Consider the following 18,408-nt stretch of genomic DNA (forward strand, 5'->3'; position numbering starts at 1 on the left):
AGACAGTTCGGTCTCTATCTATTGCGGGCGTTAGATGTTTGAGAGGGCTTGATTCTAGTACGAGAGGACCGAATTGAACAAACCTCTGGTGTATCAGTTGTACCGCCAGGTGCACCGCTGAGTAGCTACGTTTGGAAGAGATAAGCACTGAAAGCATATAAGTGCGAAACTCGCCTCAAGATGAGACATCTTTTAAGGGTCGTTGTAGATGACAACGTTGATAGGCTATAGGTGTAAAGGCAGTAATGTCATAGCCGAGTAGTACTAATTACCCGTAGATTTATAGCCTATGGTTGCTATAAAATTATCATATTAAACATATAATAAATGACAAGTACTTTATGCGCAGTAAAGGTTTTGTCTTTGTGAGAGTTTTTATCGCTTAAAAAAACGCATATGGCAGTAAGCAGTTAGGATTGGCAAAAAAGCCAAAAGCCAGCAGCAAATAGCCAGATGCTATATACCTTCTTTAGGGTGGTTTTAGCGGTGGGGCTCACCTGTTCCCATTCCGAACACAGAAGTTAAGCCCACCAGCGCCGATGGTACTGCTAACGCGGGAGAGTAGGCCGCCGCCAGTTTTTATTTTATTTTAAAAGTCTCATACAGTAATGTGTGAGACTTTTTTTTTGTTATAGACCCATCCCATCTATATTATATCTATCCCACGCCTATGTACCTGGAACTATCCCTGCACTTATACAGGGTGAAGAGTGAAATGATAGATAACAGATAACAGATAACAGATAACAGATCCAGGATAGTGAATATGTTTTGGCTAAAGCCTGTGGAATTTTATGGTTTTTATTGAGCACGGGCTAAAGCCCGCGGCTATTGAATAGCTGTGCTTATTATATCACCTTCTAAACATTAAAGCATATCCCCATATTCCTTGATCTTTCCCCGAACCAAATCTCCACATTCCTCTGTGTCAATCCGTGTAATCCGTGGTGAGATAAAATAGCAATGCTTTTTCCATCACCATAACAGAATAATGTATAATTATCAGTTATAATCTAGTTGAAATGAGATCGCAGCGTAAATAAGTATGAGCACTTATATAGGCTGACCCAACCAGTAATGGGTTATTTCTATTCTGACTCTCAAATCTCATATGAGAAAGTCTTCTATAGATAACCATATCCCTAGCCCCGATAGAAACGGTTACCCCGCAGCATAAGTTAGCATGTGTGAGGGTTTCTAGTAGAGGAGTGTTTGGGCTCGAGGAGTATGAGTGGATAGCGGGAAAAAGCTCCTGAAAATAGCATATAGCAAATCAGATAAAAGAGTTAAGTATATACTTTATTGCTATGATATGATGTTTATGTAAAAAAACGCCTCAATAAGAAGCATTGAGACGTTTTTTATCATCAATATTAGATTGATTTATACCTGTATCACTCCCAGATTAAATTTCTCTGTTATTGGAGCGTGATTAGCCGCTTCAATCCCCATAGAAATCCATTTTCTGGTATCAACAGGGTTGATAATGGCATCTGTCCATAATCTTGCAGCAGCATAGGTAGCTTCTGTTTGTTTCTGGTATCTTTTTGAAATCGTATCTAAGATTTCATTGTGCTCTTCTTCGGAAATTTCTTTACCTTGCTTCTTTAAAGTAGATTCCTGGATCTGGGCAAGTACTTTTGCAGCCTGTGCACCTCCCATCACCGCCAGATCTGCCCATGGCCATGCCACGATAAGTCTTGGATCATAAGCTTTTCCGCACATGGCATAATTTCCGGCTCCATAAGAATTTCCGGTAATGATGGTAAATTTAGGAACAACGGAATTGGAAACTGCGTTAACCATTTTGGCGCCATCTTTAATAATTCCCCCGTGTTCTGATTTTGAGCCTACCATGAACCCTGTAACGTCCTGTAGGAAGACTAAAGGAATCTTTCTCTGGTTACAATTGGCAATGAATCTTGTAGCTTTATCGGCGGAATCTGAATAAATTACCCCGCCGAACTGCATTTCTCCTTTGCCGCTTTTTACGAGCTTTCTCTGATTGGCCACGATACCTACTGACCAGCCATCTACTCTTGCTGTAGCACAAATAATACTTTTACCGTAATCCGGTTTATATTCTTCATATTCTGAGTTATCCACAATGCATTTAATGATATCGTAAGTATCGTATTGTTCTGTTCTGGAGACCGGCATAATACCAAAAATGTCTTCAGGACTTTCTTTTGGTGGGAAACTTTCTACTCTGTCAAAGCCTGCTTTTTCAGTGCTTCCGATAGATTTCATAATATTTTTGATCCTATCAAGGGCGTCTTTATCATCTTTAGCTTTGTAATCCGTAACCCCGGAAATAGAGCAGTGAGTAGTTGCCCCTCCCAGTGTTTCATTATCTATGCTTTCTCCGATGGCGGCTTTTACAAGATAGCTTCCTGCAAGAAAAATAGAGCCTGTTTTATCAACGATCATGGCTTCGTCACTCATAATAGGAAGATAAGCTCCTCCGGCTACACAGCTTCCCATAACGGCAGAAATCTGGATGATTCCCATAGAGCTCATCTTGGCGTTATTTCTGAATATTCTTCCGAAATGTTCTTTGTCCGGAAATATTTCATCCTGCATTGGAAGATAAACACCTGCAGAATCCACTAAATAGATAATAGGTAATCTGTTTTCCATAGCGATTTCCTGGGCTCTCAGGTTCTTTTTTTCCGGTAATAGGAAACCATGCTCCTGCTTTTACTGAGGCATCATTAGCCACAACAATACACTGTCTTCCTGAAACATATCCGATCACTACTACAACGCCTCCGCTAGGGCAACCTCCATGTTCGCTATACATTTCATATCCGGCAAAAGCTCCTATTTCTATGGAATCCGAATCTTTATCAAGGAGATAATCAATTCTTTCTCTTGCAGTCATTTTTCCTTCTTCACGAAGCTTTTGCAGCCTCTTTTCCCCACCTCCTTTTTTGATTTCGGCGAGCAAGCGATTTATTTCTGATAATTTTAATCTGTTTTGATCTTCCCGTTTGTTGAATTCGATGTCCATAGAATTTTCAATTTTTTACGCTTAAAGATACTATTTTTTATCAGGAATATAAATTGAAATAAAACAAGTGTTTAATAGTTTGGTTATTAGTAAATTGTGAAATTTTTAACAAAAAAATATTTTTAAATGAATGAGATTTTTTCTAACTTTACATCAGAGTAACAGAGGGTATTCTCTCTGCAAAATACTCTAAGTTCCTAGTTTATTTTTTTAATAGTTTATTATTTGAAGGCCCTGAAAGTTTAATAAATTTTCAGGGTTTTTTGTATCAGCTTTTCAGGGGAATCATTACCAGATTACTTTTTTTGTACATTTTTATATATTACCCTTATCTTTTTGTCAATATATGTATTGCTATTTGTAAATTTGCGTGTTAAAAATTCAAAGGGGATAGGATATGCATAAATTAGCGCTTTTCAGGTTGCACTTAATAGTATTTTTATGGGGTTTTACTGCAATTTTAGGAAAACTGATTCATGCCAACGCACAGATCCTTGTATTTTACAGAATGTTGTTTGCTGCTGTTTTCCTTTTTGTATTTCTTAGGATTTATAAAAAAGAAAGTATAAAGGTTTCCAAAAGAATCTTTTTCCAGCTGGCTGCCATAGGCCTGGCAATGGCGCTTCACTGGTATTGCTTTTTTTACTCTATTAAAGTATCCAATGTTTCCATAGCGTTAAGCTGTCTGTCATTATCCACACTATTTGCTTCCATATTAGAGCCTGTTATTTTTAAAAGAAAGATTGATATTTCTGAAGTAGTTATGGGGGTGGTGATTGTAGCTTGTATTTTATTAATTTTTAAAACAGAATTTCATTATAAGGAAGGAATTTTTTACGGAATTCTTTGTGCCGTTTTCGGGACTATTTTTTCTGTTTTTAACGGGAAAATGTTTGGAAAGACCAGTTCGGGTAATATTATTTTTTATGAAATTTTCTGCGGATGGTTTATTTTAATGCTGTTTTATTTGCTTTCAGGTCAGATTTTTACGATGAATGAAATAAACTATAGAGACTTGGCGTTAATATGCTTGTTAGCGAGTGTTTTTACAGCTTTTCCCATGCTGGAATCGGTAAAACTAATGAAGTATATATCACCTTTTACTTTAATTTTAACAGTTAATTTGGAACCTGTTTACGGAATTATACTAGCTTTTTTTATCTTTGGGGAATCAGAACATATGAGCCCTGTATTTTATATTGCCTCAGCCGTTATGATACTGGCAATCATTGCTAATGGATTGATTAAAGCCAGAAAACAAAAAAACTTTAACTAAGCATCAAATTTATATGATGAAAAAATATTTTTTACTTGCATTTTCACTGTTATTTGGATTCTCTCAATCCCAGATTGTCAGGAAATATTCCAATGAATTTTTAAATATCGGAGCTGGTGCAAGAGGGCTGGCAATGGGAGGGGCAGTTATTTCCAATCAGGATGACGTGTATGCTCCGATGTGGAACCCTGCCGGCCTGATGTCGATTGACAGGGATTGGCAAGGGGCTGCAATGCATGCTGAATATTTTGAATCTATTGCAAAATACGATTATCTGGCCTATGCCAAAGTATTGGAAGAAGGCGTTTTTGGAGTTTCAGTAGTAAGGCTTGGAGTAGATAATATTCTGAATACCACTCAGATGATCGATTCCGAAGGAAATATAGATTATGATAAAATTACAAAATTTTCACAGTCTGATTATGCTGCGATATTGTCTTATGCTTTCAGACCAGGTGGAAATCCTAAGCTTGATGTAGGGGTAAATGCTAAAATTGTGTATAGAAATGTAGGTAAATTTGCCAATGGATATGGTTTTGGTTTTGATGTCGGGGCTATTTATAAAGCAGACAATGGCTGGAAATTCGGAGGAATGGTGCGTGACATTACCACCACTGTAAATTTCTGGAGCATTAATCAAAAGGAACTTTCTGCAGTAGTAAACGGAGAAGAGTTTAACCCGGCCCCAAAAGATAAACTTGAACTTACTATGCCGAAACTTAATGTTGGAGCCAGTAAACTATTTGAAATCAACAGTAGTGTGTATGTACTACCGGAAGCAGGATTAAATATAGATTTTGCTAAAACGGCATCCTTGGTTTCAACAGATTTTGCAAGTATCAGTCCGTATGCAGGTGCTGAATTGGGTTATCAAAAAATGATTTTTGTAAGATTAGGGATCAACAGGTTTCAATCCATTACAGATATAGAAGATCTTAAAAGGAAAGTTTCTTTCCAGCCAAGTGCAGGTATCGGAATCAGATACAGAGGCCTTACCCTGGATTATGCAATTACCAATTCCGGAATCGGAGGATCTAATTTTTATTCTAACTTCTTTTCATTAAAGCTGGATATGGGTGCCTTTAGAAATGATTAAAAAAGTAAATATGAAAAAGATATCGATGCTTATGTTGACAGCTTGTTCAACATTGTTTTTTGCACAGAAAGTTTCGGATTATAAATATGTATCAATTCCGGACAAATTTGAAACATTCAATCACGATTATGGCTTAAAAAATAATCTGATTAAGGCCCTGAATGGAAAAAAGTATGTAACATTACCTGTAATTAAAGACAATTGGCCTTCTGAAGCCAAGGATAATTACTGTAATGTAATTGCTGCCAATATTTTGAACGATAAGAGTTTGTTTAAAAACAAGTTAATATTGCAGTTTAAGGATTGTAATAATAATCTGATTCTTGAATCTAAAGGAAGCTCAAACATCAAAGAATTTGAAGAAGGTTTGGATGAAGCTTTAAAACAGGCTTTGCTTAAAGTAGGGGTTTCTAATCCGGTTGAAATTTTATCAGCGCAGAAACCGGTTTCCGAAAGCACTGAAACATCTCCGCAAAGCTCAACGGCAAGCAATTATTCAAATGGCCAATTAAATGTGCAGAAAGTTCAGATTGACGGAAATCAATTTATTTTAGCCAAAATCGGAGATTCGGTTCCTTTTGCGATTTTTACCGCAACCTCAAAGAAAGATGTCTTTATTGTTAAATTGGCAAATAAAAATATGACGATCGGTTATTTTGAAAATGGCAATATTGTGATTGATATTCCCAATGCGGATGGTAAATTTTCTAAAGAAGTTTTTATAGGAAAATAAAAATAAGCTCTTGAGAAAGAGCTTATTCGTTTTAATATGATGATGTGTTTTTTCAAAAAAGTTGAACAAGAATAAACGGATCGAAATAGTATCTGCCGTCCAGTACATTGTTCACCGATTTGTTATCACTAATTTACGAAAAAAAATAAAATAGCTGTTATTTTTGGCGAATATTTTAATTTTTATTGTTTACATGTGGGATTTTTCATGTATTTTAAGAATATTTAGTATTTATGTCTCATTTTGATGTAATAATGAACATAAAATTTTCTTACAGAAAAGGAAACTAATTCGCATTGAAAAATTCCCAGATAATTTTCGCTTTGCTTTTTCCAATCATCTCTTCCAGCGTTTCAAGGCTGGATTCTTTAATTCTTTTTACTGATTTCAGTTTGGATAAAAGTAATTCGATTGTTTTTTCACCCACTCCAGGAATTTCCTCCAGTTCGGATTTTATGGTAGAATTTTTTCTCCGGGTTCTATGATGTTTTACGCCAAAACGGTGTGCTTCATCCCTTACTCTTTGGAGAATTTTTAAAGTTTCCGATTTTTTGTCAAGATATAAAGGAATAGAATCCTCGGGAAAGAAAATCTCTTCAAGTCTTTTAGCGATCCCTACAATGGTTATTTTCCCATACAGACCCAGCAGCCTTAAGCTTTTTACCGCTGAAGATAGCTGTCCTTTTCCTCCATCAATAAGAATCAGTTGCGGAAGGCTTTCACCTTCATCCAGCATCCTTTTGTAGCGACGGTAGATAACTTCTTCCATCGTGGCAAAATCATTGGGACCTTCCACAGTTTTAGGATGGAAAATTCTGTAATCCGCCTTACTTGGCCTGCCATCTTTAAAAACCACACAAGCCGAAACAGGGTTGGTTCCCTGAATATTGGAATTATCAAATCCTTCAATATGCCTCGGTTCCACCGGCATTCTGAGAAGTTTTTGCATTTCTGCCATAATCCTGTTGGTATGTCTCTCCGGATCTACAATCTGTACCTGTTTCAGTTTTTCCAGGCGATACTCTTTGGCATTTTTTTCAGAAAGTTCTACAATCCTTTTTTTATCACCAACTTTAGGGACAATTAGTTTTACATTGGGAATTTCCACGGAAAGATGAAACGGCAGCAATACTTCTTTGGAATCCGAACTGAATTTCTGCCGGATTTCAATCAGGGCTTCTTCCATAATATCCTCGTCTGTTTCTTCCAGAATTTTTTTAATCTCAGTTGTAAAACTCTGAATGATGTTCCCGTTTCTTATTTTAAAGAAGTTAACATAAGCTGCTGTTTCATCACTGGTCATTCCGAAGACATCCACATCATCAATATTGGGATTAACCACAGTATTTTTTGCCTGGTAATCTTCGAGGATGTCCAGTCTTTCTTTGATGATCTGAGCTTCTTCAAATTGGAGATTAGCCGCAAGCCTCATCATTTGGTTTACAAGATAATCTTTAGCCTTCCGGAAGTCTCCTTTGATGATTCCCCGGATGGCATCTATTTTTTCATCATATTCTTCCTTACTTTCAAGGTCTTCACAAGGCCCTTCACAGTTTTTAATATGATATTCGAGGCAGACTTTATATTTTCCTTCCTCTATTTTTGCCGGAGAAAGATTAAGGTTACAGGTTCTGAGTTTATAAATATGCTTGATGGTATCCAATAAAATTTTAGCAGGACGTACCTTCGCATAAGGCCCATAATATTCTGAGCCATCCTTGATTACATTTCTGGTCAGAAAAATTCTTGGGAAATCTTCATTCTTAATACAAATCCAGGGGTAAGTTTTGTCATCTTTCAGCATGACATTATAAAAAGGCTGATGTTCTTTAATCAGGTTGTTTTCTAATAGCAGAGCATCATATTCACTGTTTACAATGGTGGTTTCCAGGCGCTGGATTTTTCCCACCATGATTTTGATCCTGTATCCTGAGAGGTTTTTATTGAAATAGGAGAGAACCCTCTTTTTTAGATTTTTAGCTTTCCCGACATACAGGAGCTGATCGTTTTTATCATAATAACGATAAACGCCGGGTTCGGATGGTAAAGTTTTGAGCTGTAATTCTAAAGAAGGATTCATATAACAAAATTAAGGAAACTTTCTATATTTAAAAAAGAAAAACCTGCAGATGATTCTACAGGTTCTTTTTTATGTGTTTGAATTATTTATCCGTTTGTCATTGCAGTATACTCGTTCACAAGGAAGCTGAAATAATCCCATTCTACAGAATTTTTTGGATACCTTTTCATGAATTCCTGATTATCTCCAAAAAGGAAGTCATAGTTATCTTCAAAATCATCCTTATGAAGCCACATCACCTTATTTCCTTTTTTTACATAATAAGATTTGATAACCCCGCCACCAAGTTGTGGAGAGCCCATTACGGAGAATCCGGTAGTTTCTTTGGCTCTTGGGTCGTGATAAACTGAAATGATATCATCGAAACCAGGATTGATCACCTGCATCAGAAATTCCTTATCATCTTTTTTATTTTTTAAAGAAACGGTCTGGTTTACAAAATATATTCTATCATTATTGGTATTTTTAGTCAGCTTCTTCGTACCAAAATTTCTGATATTTCCCATATACTTTGCAACTTTTGCAATTTTTTCTGCATTGCTGGGATACACATACATCTCACTGATCTGATCCGCATTGAAAATAGTGCTCTTTTTGGTTACACTGTCCTTGATCGCTACTTCATAGATCTGCCCTTTTTTTGTTTCGATTTTATTACAGAACCCTTTGTAGGTAGTTCCGTCTTTTAAAATGATGGTTGATGTTTTTTTAGGAGATGGAGTATTAAAACCTTCATTGAACAAGTAGGTTTCCATCTTTTTGATATCTTCTTTGGAATATTTTATTTTCTGGGCGAAGGTAGCAGTACCTGCCAGACATAGCATAAGGAGTAAAGATTTAAGTTTCATATGTTATTGTTTTAATTTTAGCGGTAAAAATAGTAAATTAAATGAGTTGTTTTCAGAAAAATATTGAAGATTGAAATTTAGTTTTTCCAATTATTGTTAAATGCGTAATTTTAAGGAAATTTTTTAGAAATGATATACGGAGTAGATGTTTTTACTTTCCATGATGTTCTGGAAATCTGTAAAAATCCTAATAAAGCCAGGCTTAGCAAAGTTTCAAGAGAACAAATCTTACAATCTCAAAAAAAATGTACAGCAAATAGTAGAGTCCGACAGATGTGTGTACGGAATCAATACAGGCTTCGGGCCACTGTGCGATACTAAAATATCTGCTGATGAAACAGCACAATTACAGTACAACTTAATTATTTCTCATGCCGTAGGTGTAGGAAAGCCTATTGATAAAGAATTGTCAAAAATCATGATGATTGCTAAAATTCATGCTTTATCAAAAGGATTTTCCGGAGTTTCCCTGGAGGTTATCGAAAGAATGATCCTGATGCTTGAAAAAGATATTATTCCTGTAGTCCCGGAACAGGGATCTGTAGGAGCATCAGGTGACCTTGCCCCTTTAGCTCACTTGGTACTGCCTTTACTGGGATTAGGCCAGGTTTGGGTAGGCGATCAGGTTTTCGATACAAAAGAAATTCTGGAAAAACATAATCTTGAACCATTGGCTTTAGGACCAAAAGAAGGCTTAGGATTAATCAACGGAACACAGTTTATTCTTGCCCATGCAATCAAAGGTCTCGAAAAATTCGAATACCTGCTGGATCTTGCCGATATGACTGCCGCAATGAGTATCGAAGCTTACAGAGGCTCCGCAAGTCCTTTTAAAAAAAGAGCTTCACGAGATCAGACCTTTTGAAGGAAGTAAAAAAGTGGCCGCAAGGATGCTTAAGTTCTTAAAAGGATCGGAAAATATGAAAGCCCATGAAGATTGCGAAAGAGTACAGGACCCTTATTCCATGAGATGTGTGCCGCAAGTACATGGAGCCAGCAGAAATGCTTTCGAACACCTTAGGAATATGGCAGAAACGGAATTAAATTCTGTAACAGATAACCCGATTGTATTAAGTGCCGAAGAGTCTATCTCAGGAGGAAACTTCCACGGACAATTGATGGCCTTACCTTTAGATTATGCAACATTGGCAGCGGCTGAATTAGGTAATATTTCAGACAGAAGAAGTTATTTGTTATTAGAAGGAAAATACGGGCTTCCAAGATTATTAACGGAAAGCTCAGGATTGAATTCAGGATTCATGATTCCTCAGTATACTTCAGCAGCATTAGTAACAGAAAATAAAACGTTATGTTTTCCTGCATCGGCAGACTCCATTCCTACGAGTCTGGGGCAGGAAGACCATGTGTCTATGGGAAGTATTTCCGGAAGAAAATTTAATCAGGTTCTTGGGAATCTGGTGAATATTCTATCTGTTGAATTGATGTTTGCCGCACAAGGGCTTGAATTCAGAAGGCCTTCAAGGTGTTCCAAGATTATTGAAGAAAACTTTGCCATCCTTCGTTCTAAAGTAGCCAAGCTTGAAGATGACAGGTTAATTGGTAAAGATATGCTGGCTATTGCAGAATTAATCAATGAAAGAAAATTTGTTGTCAACTAATCTGAAAAATAAATGAAGCTTCCGAAAGGGAGCTTTTTATTTTAAACTAAACCAAATCCGAGAGAATAAAATCTAAATAGTATGAATATATATAGAACTGATTCTACCAATAAAGACTTTCAAAATTTAGTAAAGCATCTTAATGCTACCCTGGCCTCGCATAATGGGGATAATCATGATTTCTTTGATCAATTTAATAAAACAGATACCATCAAAAATTGTATTGTTGTTTATATAGATGAAGTTCCCGCAGCATGTGGAGCTTTTAAATCGCTTTCAGAAAATGCGGTTGAAATCAAAAGAATGTATACCCACCCTGAATTCAGAAAAAGAGGATTAGCTTCGGCTGTAGTGGCAGAACTGGAAAAGTGGGCTAAAGAACTCGGATTTGAAAAAGCTGTTCTGGAAACCTCCCGGGAACTGAAAAATGCTATTTCCGTTTATCAGAAGAATGGATTTCAGAGGATTCCTAATTATGGGCAATACATTGGAGTTGATCAAAGTGTATGTTACGAAAAAGTATTATAATATTGCTTTTGTTTTGAAAGATTAATGATGGAAGCATTATTAATATTCATATAATGCAAAATTCACTTTGAAAAAATAAATAATTCTCATTAAAGTGTTATATTGGTCCTTACCAAAATTATAACATATGAAAAAAAATTGTATTCCTATTAGCAATATCTATTGCTTTACATTCGTGTAACAGGGAGGATCTTCAAGGTGAAAGTGCCAGAATTGAAATGAATCAGAAAGATCCGTTGACGGCACGGCAAATTAATGAGAAGATCAATCAATCGATCAAAACAAACGGTGCTTTTAACTGGAGCAATGAATCAGACCATTTTATATGGAGTGCTGTTTTCCGCGGAAACATGATGGTATCCATAGGATTTGGAGACTCTAAAGATGATTTTGACAGAAGCAAATCTCCCAACAATGAAGCTATTGAAAGTGAAATCCTTTCGGTCATCAAAAAATATGAAGAAAAAGATGAGCGGAATTTTCTTCTTCTTTCAGATCCTTATCTTAACCAAATGGACGTCGTCATTGGAAAAGAAGAAACCATTACAGCACTTCGGAAGATGAAAACCATCCGATATCTGGAGCCGGCAGATTATCATTATTTTGAGTTTGAAGCCCAATATAATACAGCTGCAAAATCTTCAGGAAGTGGTTCATCAGGATGTGGCTTTTCATCTTCAACCTTAAATACAGCAGACTATACTTCTACCACTCCGGGGGCAAAAATTCCATGGGCTTTCACCAGACACAACATTCCTGATGCCTGGAACTACAGTACAGGAACGGGGGTAACTATTGGTCTTATTGATACAGGAGTTTCCCCTGAACAGGCCTTACTGGGAGGAAGCTTTAATAATGGTGCTTCTTCAGGAAGAACAATCAGTAAATTCGGGGTATATAATTCAGACGGGTCAGCAGATCAATGTGGTCACGGGACAAAAATGGCTTCAGTGATGGCAGCTCCCAGAAATAATGTGGGCTTGCCTGTAGGAGTAGCTTATAATGCTAATTTAATCGCTTACAGAGCCGCAGAAAATGTTGTTCTTGAAACCTCCGGTGAGCAGACTGCTGTAAAAACAGCTTTCACAGAATTAGGCAACAATGCTAATGTGAAGATTATTTCCATGTCAATGGGGCACATATTCTCTGTAGGGAAAATTGAAGACGGTGTAAAATATGCTTATTCCAAAGGAAAACTTATTTTTTGTGCAGGAGGAACTTCTACCAGCTTTACCAATTTTGTTGGAGTGATTTTTCCTGCATCAATGCCGGAAACCCAGGCTATAACAGGAGTAAAAGAAAATACTTCCAACCAGAAATGCAATGTATGCCATTCCGGCAGCCAGATAGACTTTACCTTTCAGATGGAGCGGGCTTCAGGAAATACCGTTCCGGTGTTAAGCTACTACAACGGGCAGGCAGATTATGTGGGAGGCTCTTCAGTAGCAACAGCAGCAACAGCCGGAATTGCAGCTTTAGTCTGGTCTAAAAATCCATCATGGACAAGAGAACAGGTACTTAACAAAATGAGGCAGGCTGCTACCTACTATCCCAATGTAAATTCCAGCTACGGTTACGGAAACATTAATGTTTTAAAAGCTGTACAGTAATCTGAAAATAAGCAAAGCTGGGTCTGAAAGAATGAGCTGGAAGTGATGAACTGTGTAATTTTTCAGCCATTTGATGAAATCTCATTAATAAATGGGTAGATTCTTTTTTTTAACTTTAATAAGTTCCTTCTTTCAGCATCCGGCTTTCTATCTATCCAATCCTTACACTGGTCATACTCAATGATCCTCCAATAAGCTCATCATTGAATAAAGCTAAATCTTCAGATCGTTCTTTCAATCCTAAAGTATAGAGTAGTGGAAGGTAATGATCAGGAGTAGGAACAGCATATTGCAAAAATGTTCCCTGTTTCCGATAGTCGATGATATTCTGGAAATTCCCATCCAGAAGCCAGTTGTTGGTTTTTTCTCGGGCTTCCACTGCCCAATCCCAGCCGGCGCCTACCGTATTAATATTTTTCCAGTCGATCAAACGGAGATTGTGAACAATATTTCCGCTTCCGATAATCAGTATCCCTTTTTCCCGGAGTTTATTCAGTCTTTTAGCCAGATCATAATGATATTGCGGAGGCTTTGTATAATCAATGCTCAGTTGAATCACGGGGATATCCGCTTCAGGATACATATGCTTGATGACAGACCATGCACCGTGATCAAGTCCCCAGCTGTGATCTTCCTCCACTTCAGCAGGCATGAGGAGTTCAGCAGTTTCCCTGGCCAGTTCCGGGCTGCCCGGTGCAGGATATTGTACATCGAATAATTCCTTTGGGAAGCCATAAAAATCATGGATGGTTTTAGGCATTTCCATGGCTGTTACAAAAGTTCCTTCCGTATACCAATGGGCAGAAATACATAGAATAGCGTTAGGCTTGGGGATTTCTGTAGCTGCCTTCCGGAAACCCTGTACAAACTGATTTTCTTCAATAGCATTCATAGGTGAGCCATGCCCGAGAAATAACACCGGCATTCTTTGCGTACTTTTGAAACTGTCGCTTATATTTTGAAGATCATTAAGATTCATAATAGTAAAGATTAAATCTTAAAAAAACACCTTAGTTCACGTAAGTAAGTTAAAATGATGTGGACAGATAAACCCACATAAGTGGAAAACAAGATTATCAAAAACTTAGGAGAACTGGTGTATTAAAAAGCCAAAAGGTTCAAGGTTTTAGAAAAATCCCTGAACCTTTCAATAAATAGGTTATAAATTATTGCTTTACAAACTGTAATTCACCAGCGATTTTTACTTCATCACTTACCATTACTCCACCAGCCTCAAGAGCCGCATTCCAGTTAAGTCCGAAATCTTTTCTGCTGATTTTCCCTTCAAAAGAGAAACCTGCTTTTGTATTACCCCATGGGTCAACGTTGATACCTCCGAAGTCCACATCTAATTTTACCGGTTTTGTAATCCCGTTAATAGTAAGATTACCTACTACCTCATTGTTCAGATTCTGAGATTCAAAAGTAATCGTTGGATGTACCTCTGCATTGAAGAATTCAGCAGACTTTAAGTGGTTATCTCTATCAGTATTGTTTGTAAATACAGAATCCGTCTGGATCGTAGCAGTAGTTTTTGCATTGGCGAAAAACTCATCTTCAGATTCAATCTGAGCGGTGAAATTTCTGAAACTTCCTTTTACATTAGAAATCATCATGTGTTTTACTTTAAAAGTAATTTCACTATGCGTTGGGTCTAGGTTCCATTTTGTTGCCATTGTGTTATATTTTTGTTTGTTATTAATGATGCAAATTTAGGATAGAGCACATATACCAGTCATTGATATAGGATAAGAAATGCATGGAAGCCTCTTTTTTTTACTTTGGATCTTGAACTTTAGGAGCTTTTCCTGCTATCCACTCATACTCCTCGCGCCCAACACTCCCACGTCAAACCTCGTATACGCTAAACATGCTGCGGGGTAACCGTTCCTATCAGGGCTAGGGTCTTTACCTTCATTACAATATCCGGCATTGCTAGGAACGGATGGGGAGTAACTTAACCGGTACTTCTGCCAAAAAAACTACAATTAAGTTAAGAAATTATTTCAATCAATTCGTTAATTACATTTTATGAATGTTTTATTTTAACATTTCTTAACGGATAGTTTTTATTTCTTATTTTTGATGGATTCAATTTTATGCAATGAAATTATATAAATTTTCTTTATTAATGCTGGTTCTGGGAAGTTCAGCTTTTGCCCAGACACAAAAATTTACAATGGCGGAAGCTGTAAACGGAATGAGAACGAATCTTGCCGTGAAAAATATTTCTCAATTTTCATGGTCTGCAGATGGAAAGTCTTATATCCAGGCAGTAAAAGGCGGATACTTGGTTACAGATATGAAAACCAATAAACAGGATACACTGATATCTTTGACACAGCTCAACAGACACTTTGTCCATGATAAACTAAAGGCGGTTCCGCAAATTAAATTTTCAAGAAACTCAGGATATTTCAACACAGGAGATACAATGTTCTGGATTGAAAAATCAGGGAACGAATGGAAAGTGAAAGATCAGGTGGCAATAGATAAAGACGCTTCCAATATCAAAATGTTTGGAGACGGTCAAACCTTTGCCTTTACCGTAAAGAATAACCTGTTTGTTAATAAAAACGGGAAAACAATCGCAGTTACCAATGAAACAAACGAGAATATTATCAGCGGTCAGGCTGTTCACAGGAATGAATTCGGAATTGATACCGGAATTTTTCCCGCTCCCAATTCAGAAAGTGTAGCATTTTATAAAATGGATCAGAGTATGGTGGCAGACTACCCTATCATCGACTGGTCTGTGACACCTGCCGTAAATCACAATATCAAATATCCGATGGCAGGCCAGACTTCTCATCAGGTGACCTTGGGAGTTTTCAATATTAAAAGCCAATCAACAACGTTCCTGAAGATTGAAGGTGAAAAAGACCAGTATTTAACGGCAGTTACCTGGAGCCCGGATTCAAAATACATCTTTGTAGGTGTACTGAACAGAGGGCAGAATCATATGAAGATGAATCAGTACGATGCCGTTACCGGAGAATTGGTAAAAACTTTATTTGAGGAAAAAGACAGTAAATATGTTGAACCGCAACATCCGCTTACGTTCTTCCCGAATTCCAATACCGATTTTATCTGGCAAAGCCAAAGAACAGGATACAATCACTTATTCCACTACAGCCTGGAAAAAGGACTTATTGCCCAAATTACCAAAGGAGACTGGCTGGTGACAGATATTTTAGGTTTCAACGAAAAGAAAAAAGAAATCTATTTCACTTCTACCAAAGAAACACCTCTGGAAAGACATTTGTATAAAATCAACTGGACCAATTTCAAAATGCAAAGGCTGGATAGCGGAGAAGGAATGCATACCGGAGTTTTAAGCAGTGACGGAAATTATATTTATGATGCCTACAGTAATGCAAATACTCCAAGAGTTGCCAATATCATTAATACTGCCAATTTAAAATCTACCAATATTCTTACTGCTGAAAATCCGTTAAAGAATTACCAGAGACCGGAAATTAAAAACGTAGAATTAAAAGCAGACGACGGAACTCCTTTATACGGAAAGATCATCCTTCCGACTCATTTTGATCCGAACAAAAAGTATCCGGCAATTGTCTATTTATATAATGGACCTCACTTACAGCTGATTACCAATACTTTCCCTGCATCAGGAAACCTCTGGTATGAATATATGGCCCAGAATGGCTATATCATCTTTACAATGGATGGAAGAGGTTCTGCCAACCGTGGAATGAAATTTGAGCAGGCTGTTTTCAGAAATCTGGGGACCACAGAAATGAATGACCAGATGAAAGGAGTAGATTATCTGAAGTCTCTTCCTTATGTGGATGCAGAAAGAATGGGAATTCACGGATGGAGTTTCGGAGGTTTTATGACCACAAGTTTTATGCTTCGTAAACCGGATGTTTTCAAAGTAGGAGTTGCTGGTGGACCGGTAATCGACTGGAGTATGTACGAAATCATGTACGGAGAAAGATATATGGATACCCCACAGGAAAATCCACAAGGATATGCAACGGCTAATCTTTTGGATAAAGTTCAGAATCTGAAAGGAAAACTATTGATGATCCACGGAGCGCAGGATGATGTAGTGGTATGGCAGCATTCCATTAAGTTCATCAAAGCTGCAGTGGATAATGGAGTACAGTTAGATTACTTTGCTTATCCGGGACATCCGCATAACGTGATCGGAAAAGACAGGGTTCACCTGATGCAGAAAATTACGGATTATTTTGATTTATACCTGAAAAAATAATAATAGAATCCAGTCATATCGGCTGGATTTTTTATTTGCATGAGATTGGAAAACGTAAAGTGTAAAATTAATTTTAAATGAGAGGTATGGGTCCCGCAGATCAGGGGGATTAAGCAGATTTTTTTCACAACGTCTGCAAATCTGTAAATCAGAGAGAAACAATAAGCATTCAATTTTATCTTTAAGAAAATCTTTGCGCCTTAAAAAACATGCAAATTCCAACATTAAAGTAAACCAAAGATTTATATTTAGGATCACACTTTCCGATCTTATCAAACATCAATGTTTTTGACTTTTTATTCCTGTAATTTTGTTCTACTAAAATCAACAATATGGAATTAGGAATAGGAATGTTCGGGGACCTGGCTTTTGATCAGTCAACCGGAAAATATAGAGATGCAGGAACGAAAATTCACGAAATACTGGATCAGGTAAAATTAATGGATGAGGTGGGTATTGATGTTTTTGCGATGGGAGAGCACCACCGTCCGGATTATGCCGTTTCTTCTCCGGAGATGGTATTGGCAGCAGCAGCAAGCATTACAAAAAATATAAAGCTGGCAAGTGGAGTAACGGTTTTAAGTTCTTCTGAGCCTGTAAAAGTATATGAAGACTTTTCAACGCTCGATTTGATTTCAGACGGAAGGGCAGAAATCTTCGTGGGCCGCGGAAGCTTTATCGAATCGTTTCCTTTGTATGGATATTCATTGAATGACTATGAGGAACTATTTGATGAAAAGCTGGAGCTGTTACTGAAAATCAATTCAGAAGAAAATGTAACATGGTCCGGGAAACTTCGTGCACCCATGCAAAATCAGACCGTGTATCCGAGAGCCAAAAATGATGGGAAACTTCCGATCTGGAGAGCGGTAGGAGGAACTCCGCAATCTGTTCTGAGTGCAGCACAATTGGGAATGCCTTTAGTGGTAGCCATCATTGGAGGAATGCCAATCCAGTTTAAAAACCTGATTGAATTTTATAAACAAGAATATCAAAAAGCAGGACATGATAGGGCAACTATGCAGATTGCGATCCACTCACATACTTTTGTAAGTGATGACCAAAATGTAGTAGACGGTTACTTCCATAACTACAAATCCCAGATGGATAGAGTAGGTGCTTCCAGAGGTTGGGCGCCTTATACCAAAATGCAATATGATGGAGGAAGAAGTAAGGATGGAGCTTTATTTATTGGGAGCCCGGCTGAGGTAGCAGATAAAATTGCTTATATGAAAGAACTTTTCGGAATTACAAGATTTATCGGACATATGGATATCGGAGATCCTGCTCATGATATTACCCTGAAATCAATTGAATTATTCGGAAAAGATGTTAAGCCTGCAATACAGGGCTTGTGATCTAACC

At 37.3% G+C, this 18,408-nt stretch carries 11 protein-coding genes, 2 rRNA genes and 2 pseudogenes; 10 read left to right on the forward strand and 5 right to left on the reverse strand.

Features of this window, described 5'->3' with window-relative positions; all coding sequences use genetic code 11:
- Together HX13_RS00005 and rrf are read left to right on the forward strand one after the other, a co-directional pair.
- A 23S ribosomal RNA gene (locus HX13_RS00005) occupies nucleotides 1-288 on the forward strand; the annotation flags it as partial.
- Nucleotides 289-470: 182 nt separating this feature from the next.
- Nucleotides 471-578 (forward strand): 5S ribosomal RNA (rrf, locus tag HX13_RS00010).
- A gap of 805 nt (nucleotides 579-1,383) precedes the next feature.
- Here the strand turns inward: rrf and HX13_RS00015 are convergent.
- Nucleotides 1,384-3,013 (reverse strand): annotated as a pseudogene (locus tag HX13_RS00015) (acyl-CoA carboxylase subunit beta).
- Nucleotides 3,014-3,410: 397 nt separating this feature from the next.
- On the opposite strand from HX13_RS00015, the gene HX13_RS00020 reads away from it, so the two are divergent.
- The 3 genes from HX13_RS00020 to HX13_RS00030 are packed head-to-tail and all read left to right on the forward strand — an operon-like array spanning nucleotide 3,411 to nucleotide 6,118.
- Nucleotides 3,411-4,289 (forward strand): DMT family transporter, encoded by an 879-nt coding sequence (locus HX13_RS00020; RefSeq protein WP_050019437.1) that lies wholly within the window; start codon nucleotides 3,411-3,413, stop codon nucleotides 4,287-4,289.
- Between the two features lie 13 nt (nucleotides 4,290-4,302).
- Nucleotides 4,303-5,385: a PorV/PorQ family protein gene (locus HX13_RS00025; protein ID WP_050019438.1), complete on the forward strand. Its 1,083-nt coding sequence runs from the start codon at nucleotides 4,303-4,305 to the stop codon at nucleotides 5,383-5,385.
- Between the two features lie 10 nt (nucleotides 5,386-5,395).
- A complete protein-coding gene (locus HX13_RS00030; protein WP_228377593.1) occupies nucleotides 5,396-6,118 on the forward strand; it encodes a hypothetical protein in 723 nt (240 codons plus the stop codon).
- Between the two features lie 286 nt (nucleotides 6,119-6,404).
- On the opposite strand, the gene uvrC is transcribed toward HX13_RS00030, so the two are convergent.
- Together uvrC and HX13_RS00040 are read right to left on the reverse strand one after the other, a co-directional pair.
- Nucleotides 6,405-8,198 carry an excinuclease ABC subunit UvrC gene (gene uvrC, locus HX13_RS00035; protein WP_050019440.1) on the reverse strand — a complete coding sequence of 598 codons (1,794 nt, stop codon included), beginning with the start codon at nucleotides 8,196-8,198 and terminating at the stop codon, nucleotides 6,405-6,407.
- A gap of 86 nt (nucleotides 8,199-8,284) precedes the next feature.
- Nucleotides 8,285-9,046 carry a hypothetical protein gene (locus HX13_RS00040; RefSeq protein ID WP_050019441.1) on the reverse strand — a complete coding sequence of 254 codons (762 nt, stop codon included), beginning with the start codon at nucleotides 9,044-9,046 and terminating at the stop codon, nucleotides 8,285-8,287.
- A 129-nt stretch (nucleotides 9,047-9,175) separates the two neighbouring features.
- Between HX13_RS00040 and hutH the strand changes: the two are divergent.
- The 3 genes and pseudogenes from hutH (at nucleotide 9,176) to HX13_RS00055 (ending at nucleotide 12,803) form a co-directional block, all read left to right on the forward strand.
- Nucleotides 9,176-10,665, forward strand: a pseudogene (gene hutH / locus HX13_RS00045) (histidine ammonia-lyase).
- Between the two features lie 81 nt (nucleotides 10,666-10,746).
- On the forward strand, nucleotides 10,747-11,193 hold the full coding sequence (locus tag HX13_RS00050; RefSeq protein ID WP_050019442.1) for a GNAT family N-acetyltransferase: 447 nt from the start codon (nucleotides 10,747-10,749) through the stop codon (nucleotides 11,191-11,193).
- Between the two features lie 218 nt (nucleotides 11,194-11,411).
- Nucleotides 11,412-12,803 (forward strand): S8 family peptidase, encoded by a 1,392-nt coding sequence (locus HX13_RS00055; RefSeq protein ID WP_238554918.1) that lies wholly within the window; start codon nucleotides 11,412-11,414, stop codon nucleotides 12,801-12,803.
- Nucleotides 12,804-12,954: 151 nt separating this feature from the next.
- Here the strand turns inward: HX13_RS00055 and ygiD are convergent, their stop codons facing one another.
- Both ygiD and HX13_RS00065 read right to left on the reverse strand, forming a co-directional pair.
- A complete protein-coding gene (gene ygiD / locus HX13_RS00060; protein WP_050019444.1) occupies nucleotides 12,955-13,782 on the reverse strand; it encodes a 4,5-DOPA dioxygenase extradiol in 828 nt (275 codons plus the stop codon).
- Between the two features lie 187 nt (nucleotides 13,783-13,969).
- The gene (locus HX13_RS00065; RefSeq protein ID WP_050019445.1) at nucleotides 13,970-14,479 is read right to left on the reverse strand and encodes a YceI family protein; all 510 of its coding nucleotides are present in this window, start codon (nucleotides 14,477-14,479) and stop codon (nucleotides 13,970-13,972) included.
- A gap of 428 nt (nucleotides 14,480-14,907) precedes the next feature.
- Between HX13_RS00065 and HX13_RS00070 the strand changes: the two genes are divergently transcribed.
- Both HX13_RS00070 and HX13_RS00080 read left to right on the forward strand, forming a co-directional pair.
- A complete protein-coding gene (locus HX13_RS00070) occupies nucleotides 14,908-17,043 on the forward strand; it encodes a S9 family peptidase (RefSeq protein ID WP_050019446.1) in 2,136 nt (711 codons plus the stop codon).
- Between the two features lie 332 nt (nucleotides 17,044-17,375).
- The gene (locus HX13_RS00080; RefSeq protein WP_050019448.1) at nucleotides 17,376-18,401 is read left to right on the forward strand and encodes an LLM class flavin-dependent oxidoreductase; all 1,026 of its coding nucleotides are present in this window, start codon (nucleotides 17,376-17,378) and stop codon (nucleotides 18,399-18,401) included.
- Nucleotides 18,402-18,408 lie beyond the last annotated feature (7 nt).

It is taken from the genome of Chryseobacterium sp. P1-3 (genome assembly GCF_000738495.1).
GTDB classification, from domain to species: Bacteria; Bacteroidota; Bacteroidia; order Flavobacteriales; family Weeksellaceae; genus Chryseobacterium; species Chryseobacterium gallinarum.

Bases quoted from the DNA above. Each gene is read 5' to 3' on its own strand.
- HX13_RS00020 (WP_050019437.1), top strand. From the start codon at position 3,411: ATGCATAAATTAGCGCTTTTCAGGTTGCACTTAATAGTATTTTTATGG.
- HX13_RS00025 (WP_050019438.1), top strand. From the start codon at position 4,303: ATGATGAAAAAATATTTTTTACTTGCATTTTCACTGTTATTTGGATTC.
- HX13_RS00030 (WP_228377593.1), top strand. From the start codon at position 5,396: ATGAAAAAGATATCGATGCTTATGTTGACAGCTTGTTCAACATTGTTT.
- uvrC (WP_050019440.1), bottom strand. From the start codon at position 8,198: ATGAATCCTTCTTTAGAATTACAGCTCAAAACTTTACCATCCGAACCC.
- HX13_RS00040 (WP_050019441.1), bottom strand. From the start codon at position 9,046: ATGAAACTTAAATCTTTACTCCTTATGCTATGTCTGGCAGGTACTGCT.
- HX13_RS00050 (WP_050019442.1), top strand. From the start codon at position 10,747: ATGAATATATATAGAACTGATTCTACCAATAAAGACTTTCAAAATTTA.
- HX13_RS00055 (WP_238554918.1), top strand. From the start codon at position 11,412: ATGAATCAGAAAGATCCGTTGACGGCACGGCAAATTAATGAGAAGATC.
- ygiD (WP_050019444.1), bottom strand. From the start codon at position 13,782: ATGAATCTTAATGATCTTCAAAATATAAGCGACAGTTTCAAAAGTACG.
- HX13_RS00065 (WP_050019445.1), bottom strand. From the start codon at position 14,479: ATGGCAACAAAATGGAACCTAGACCCAACGCATAGTGAAATTACTTTT.
- HX13_RS00070 (WP_050019446.1), top strand. From the start codon at position 14,908: ATGAAATTATATAAATTTTCTTTATTAATGCTGGTTCTGGGAAGTTCA.
- HX13_RS00080 (WP_050019448.1), top strand. From the start codon at position 17,376: ATGGAATTAGGAATAGGAATGTTCGGGGACCTGGCTTTTGATCAGTCA.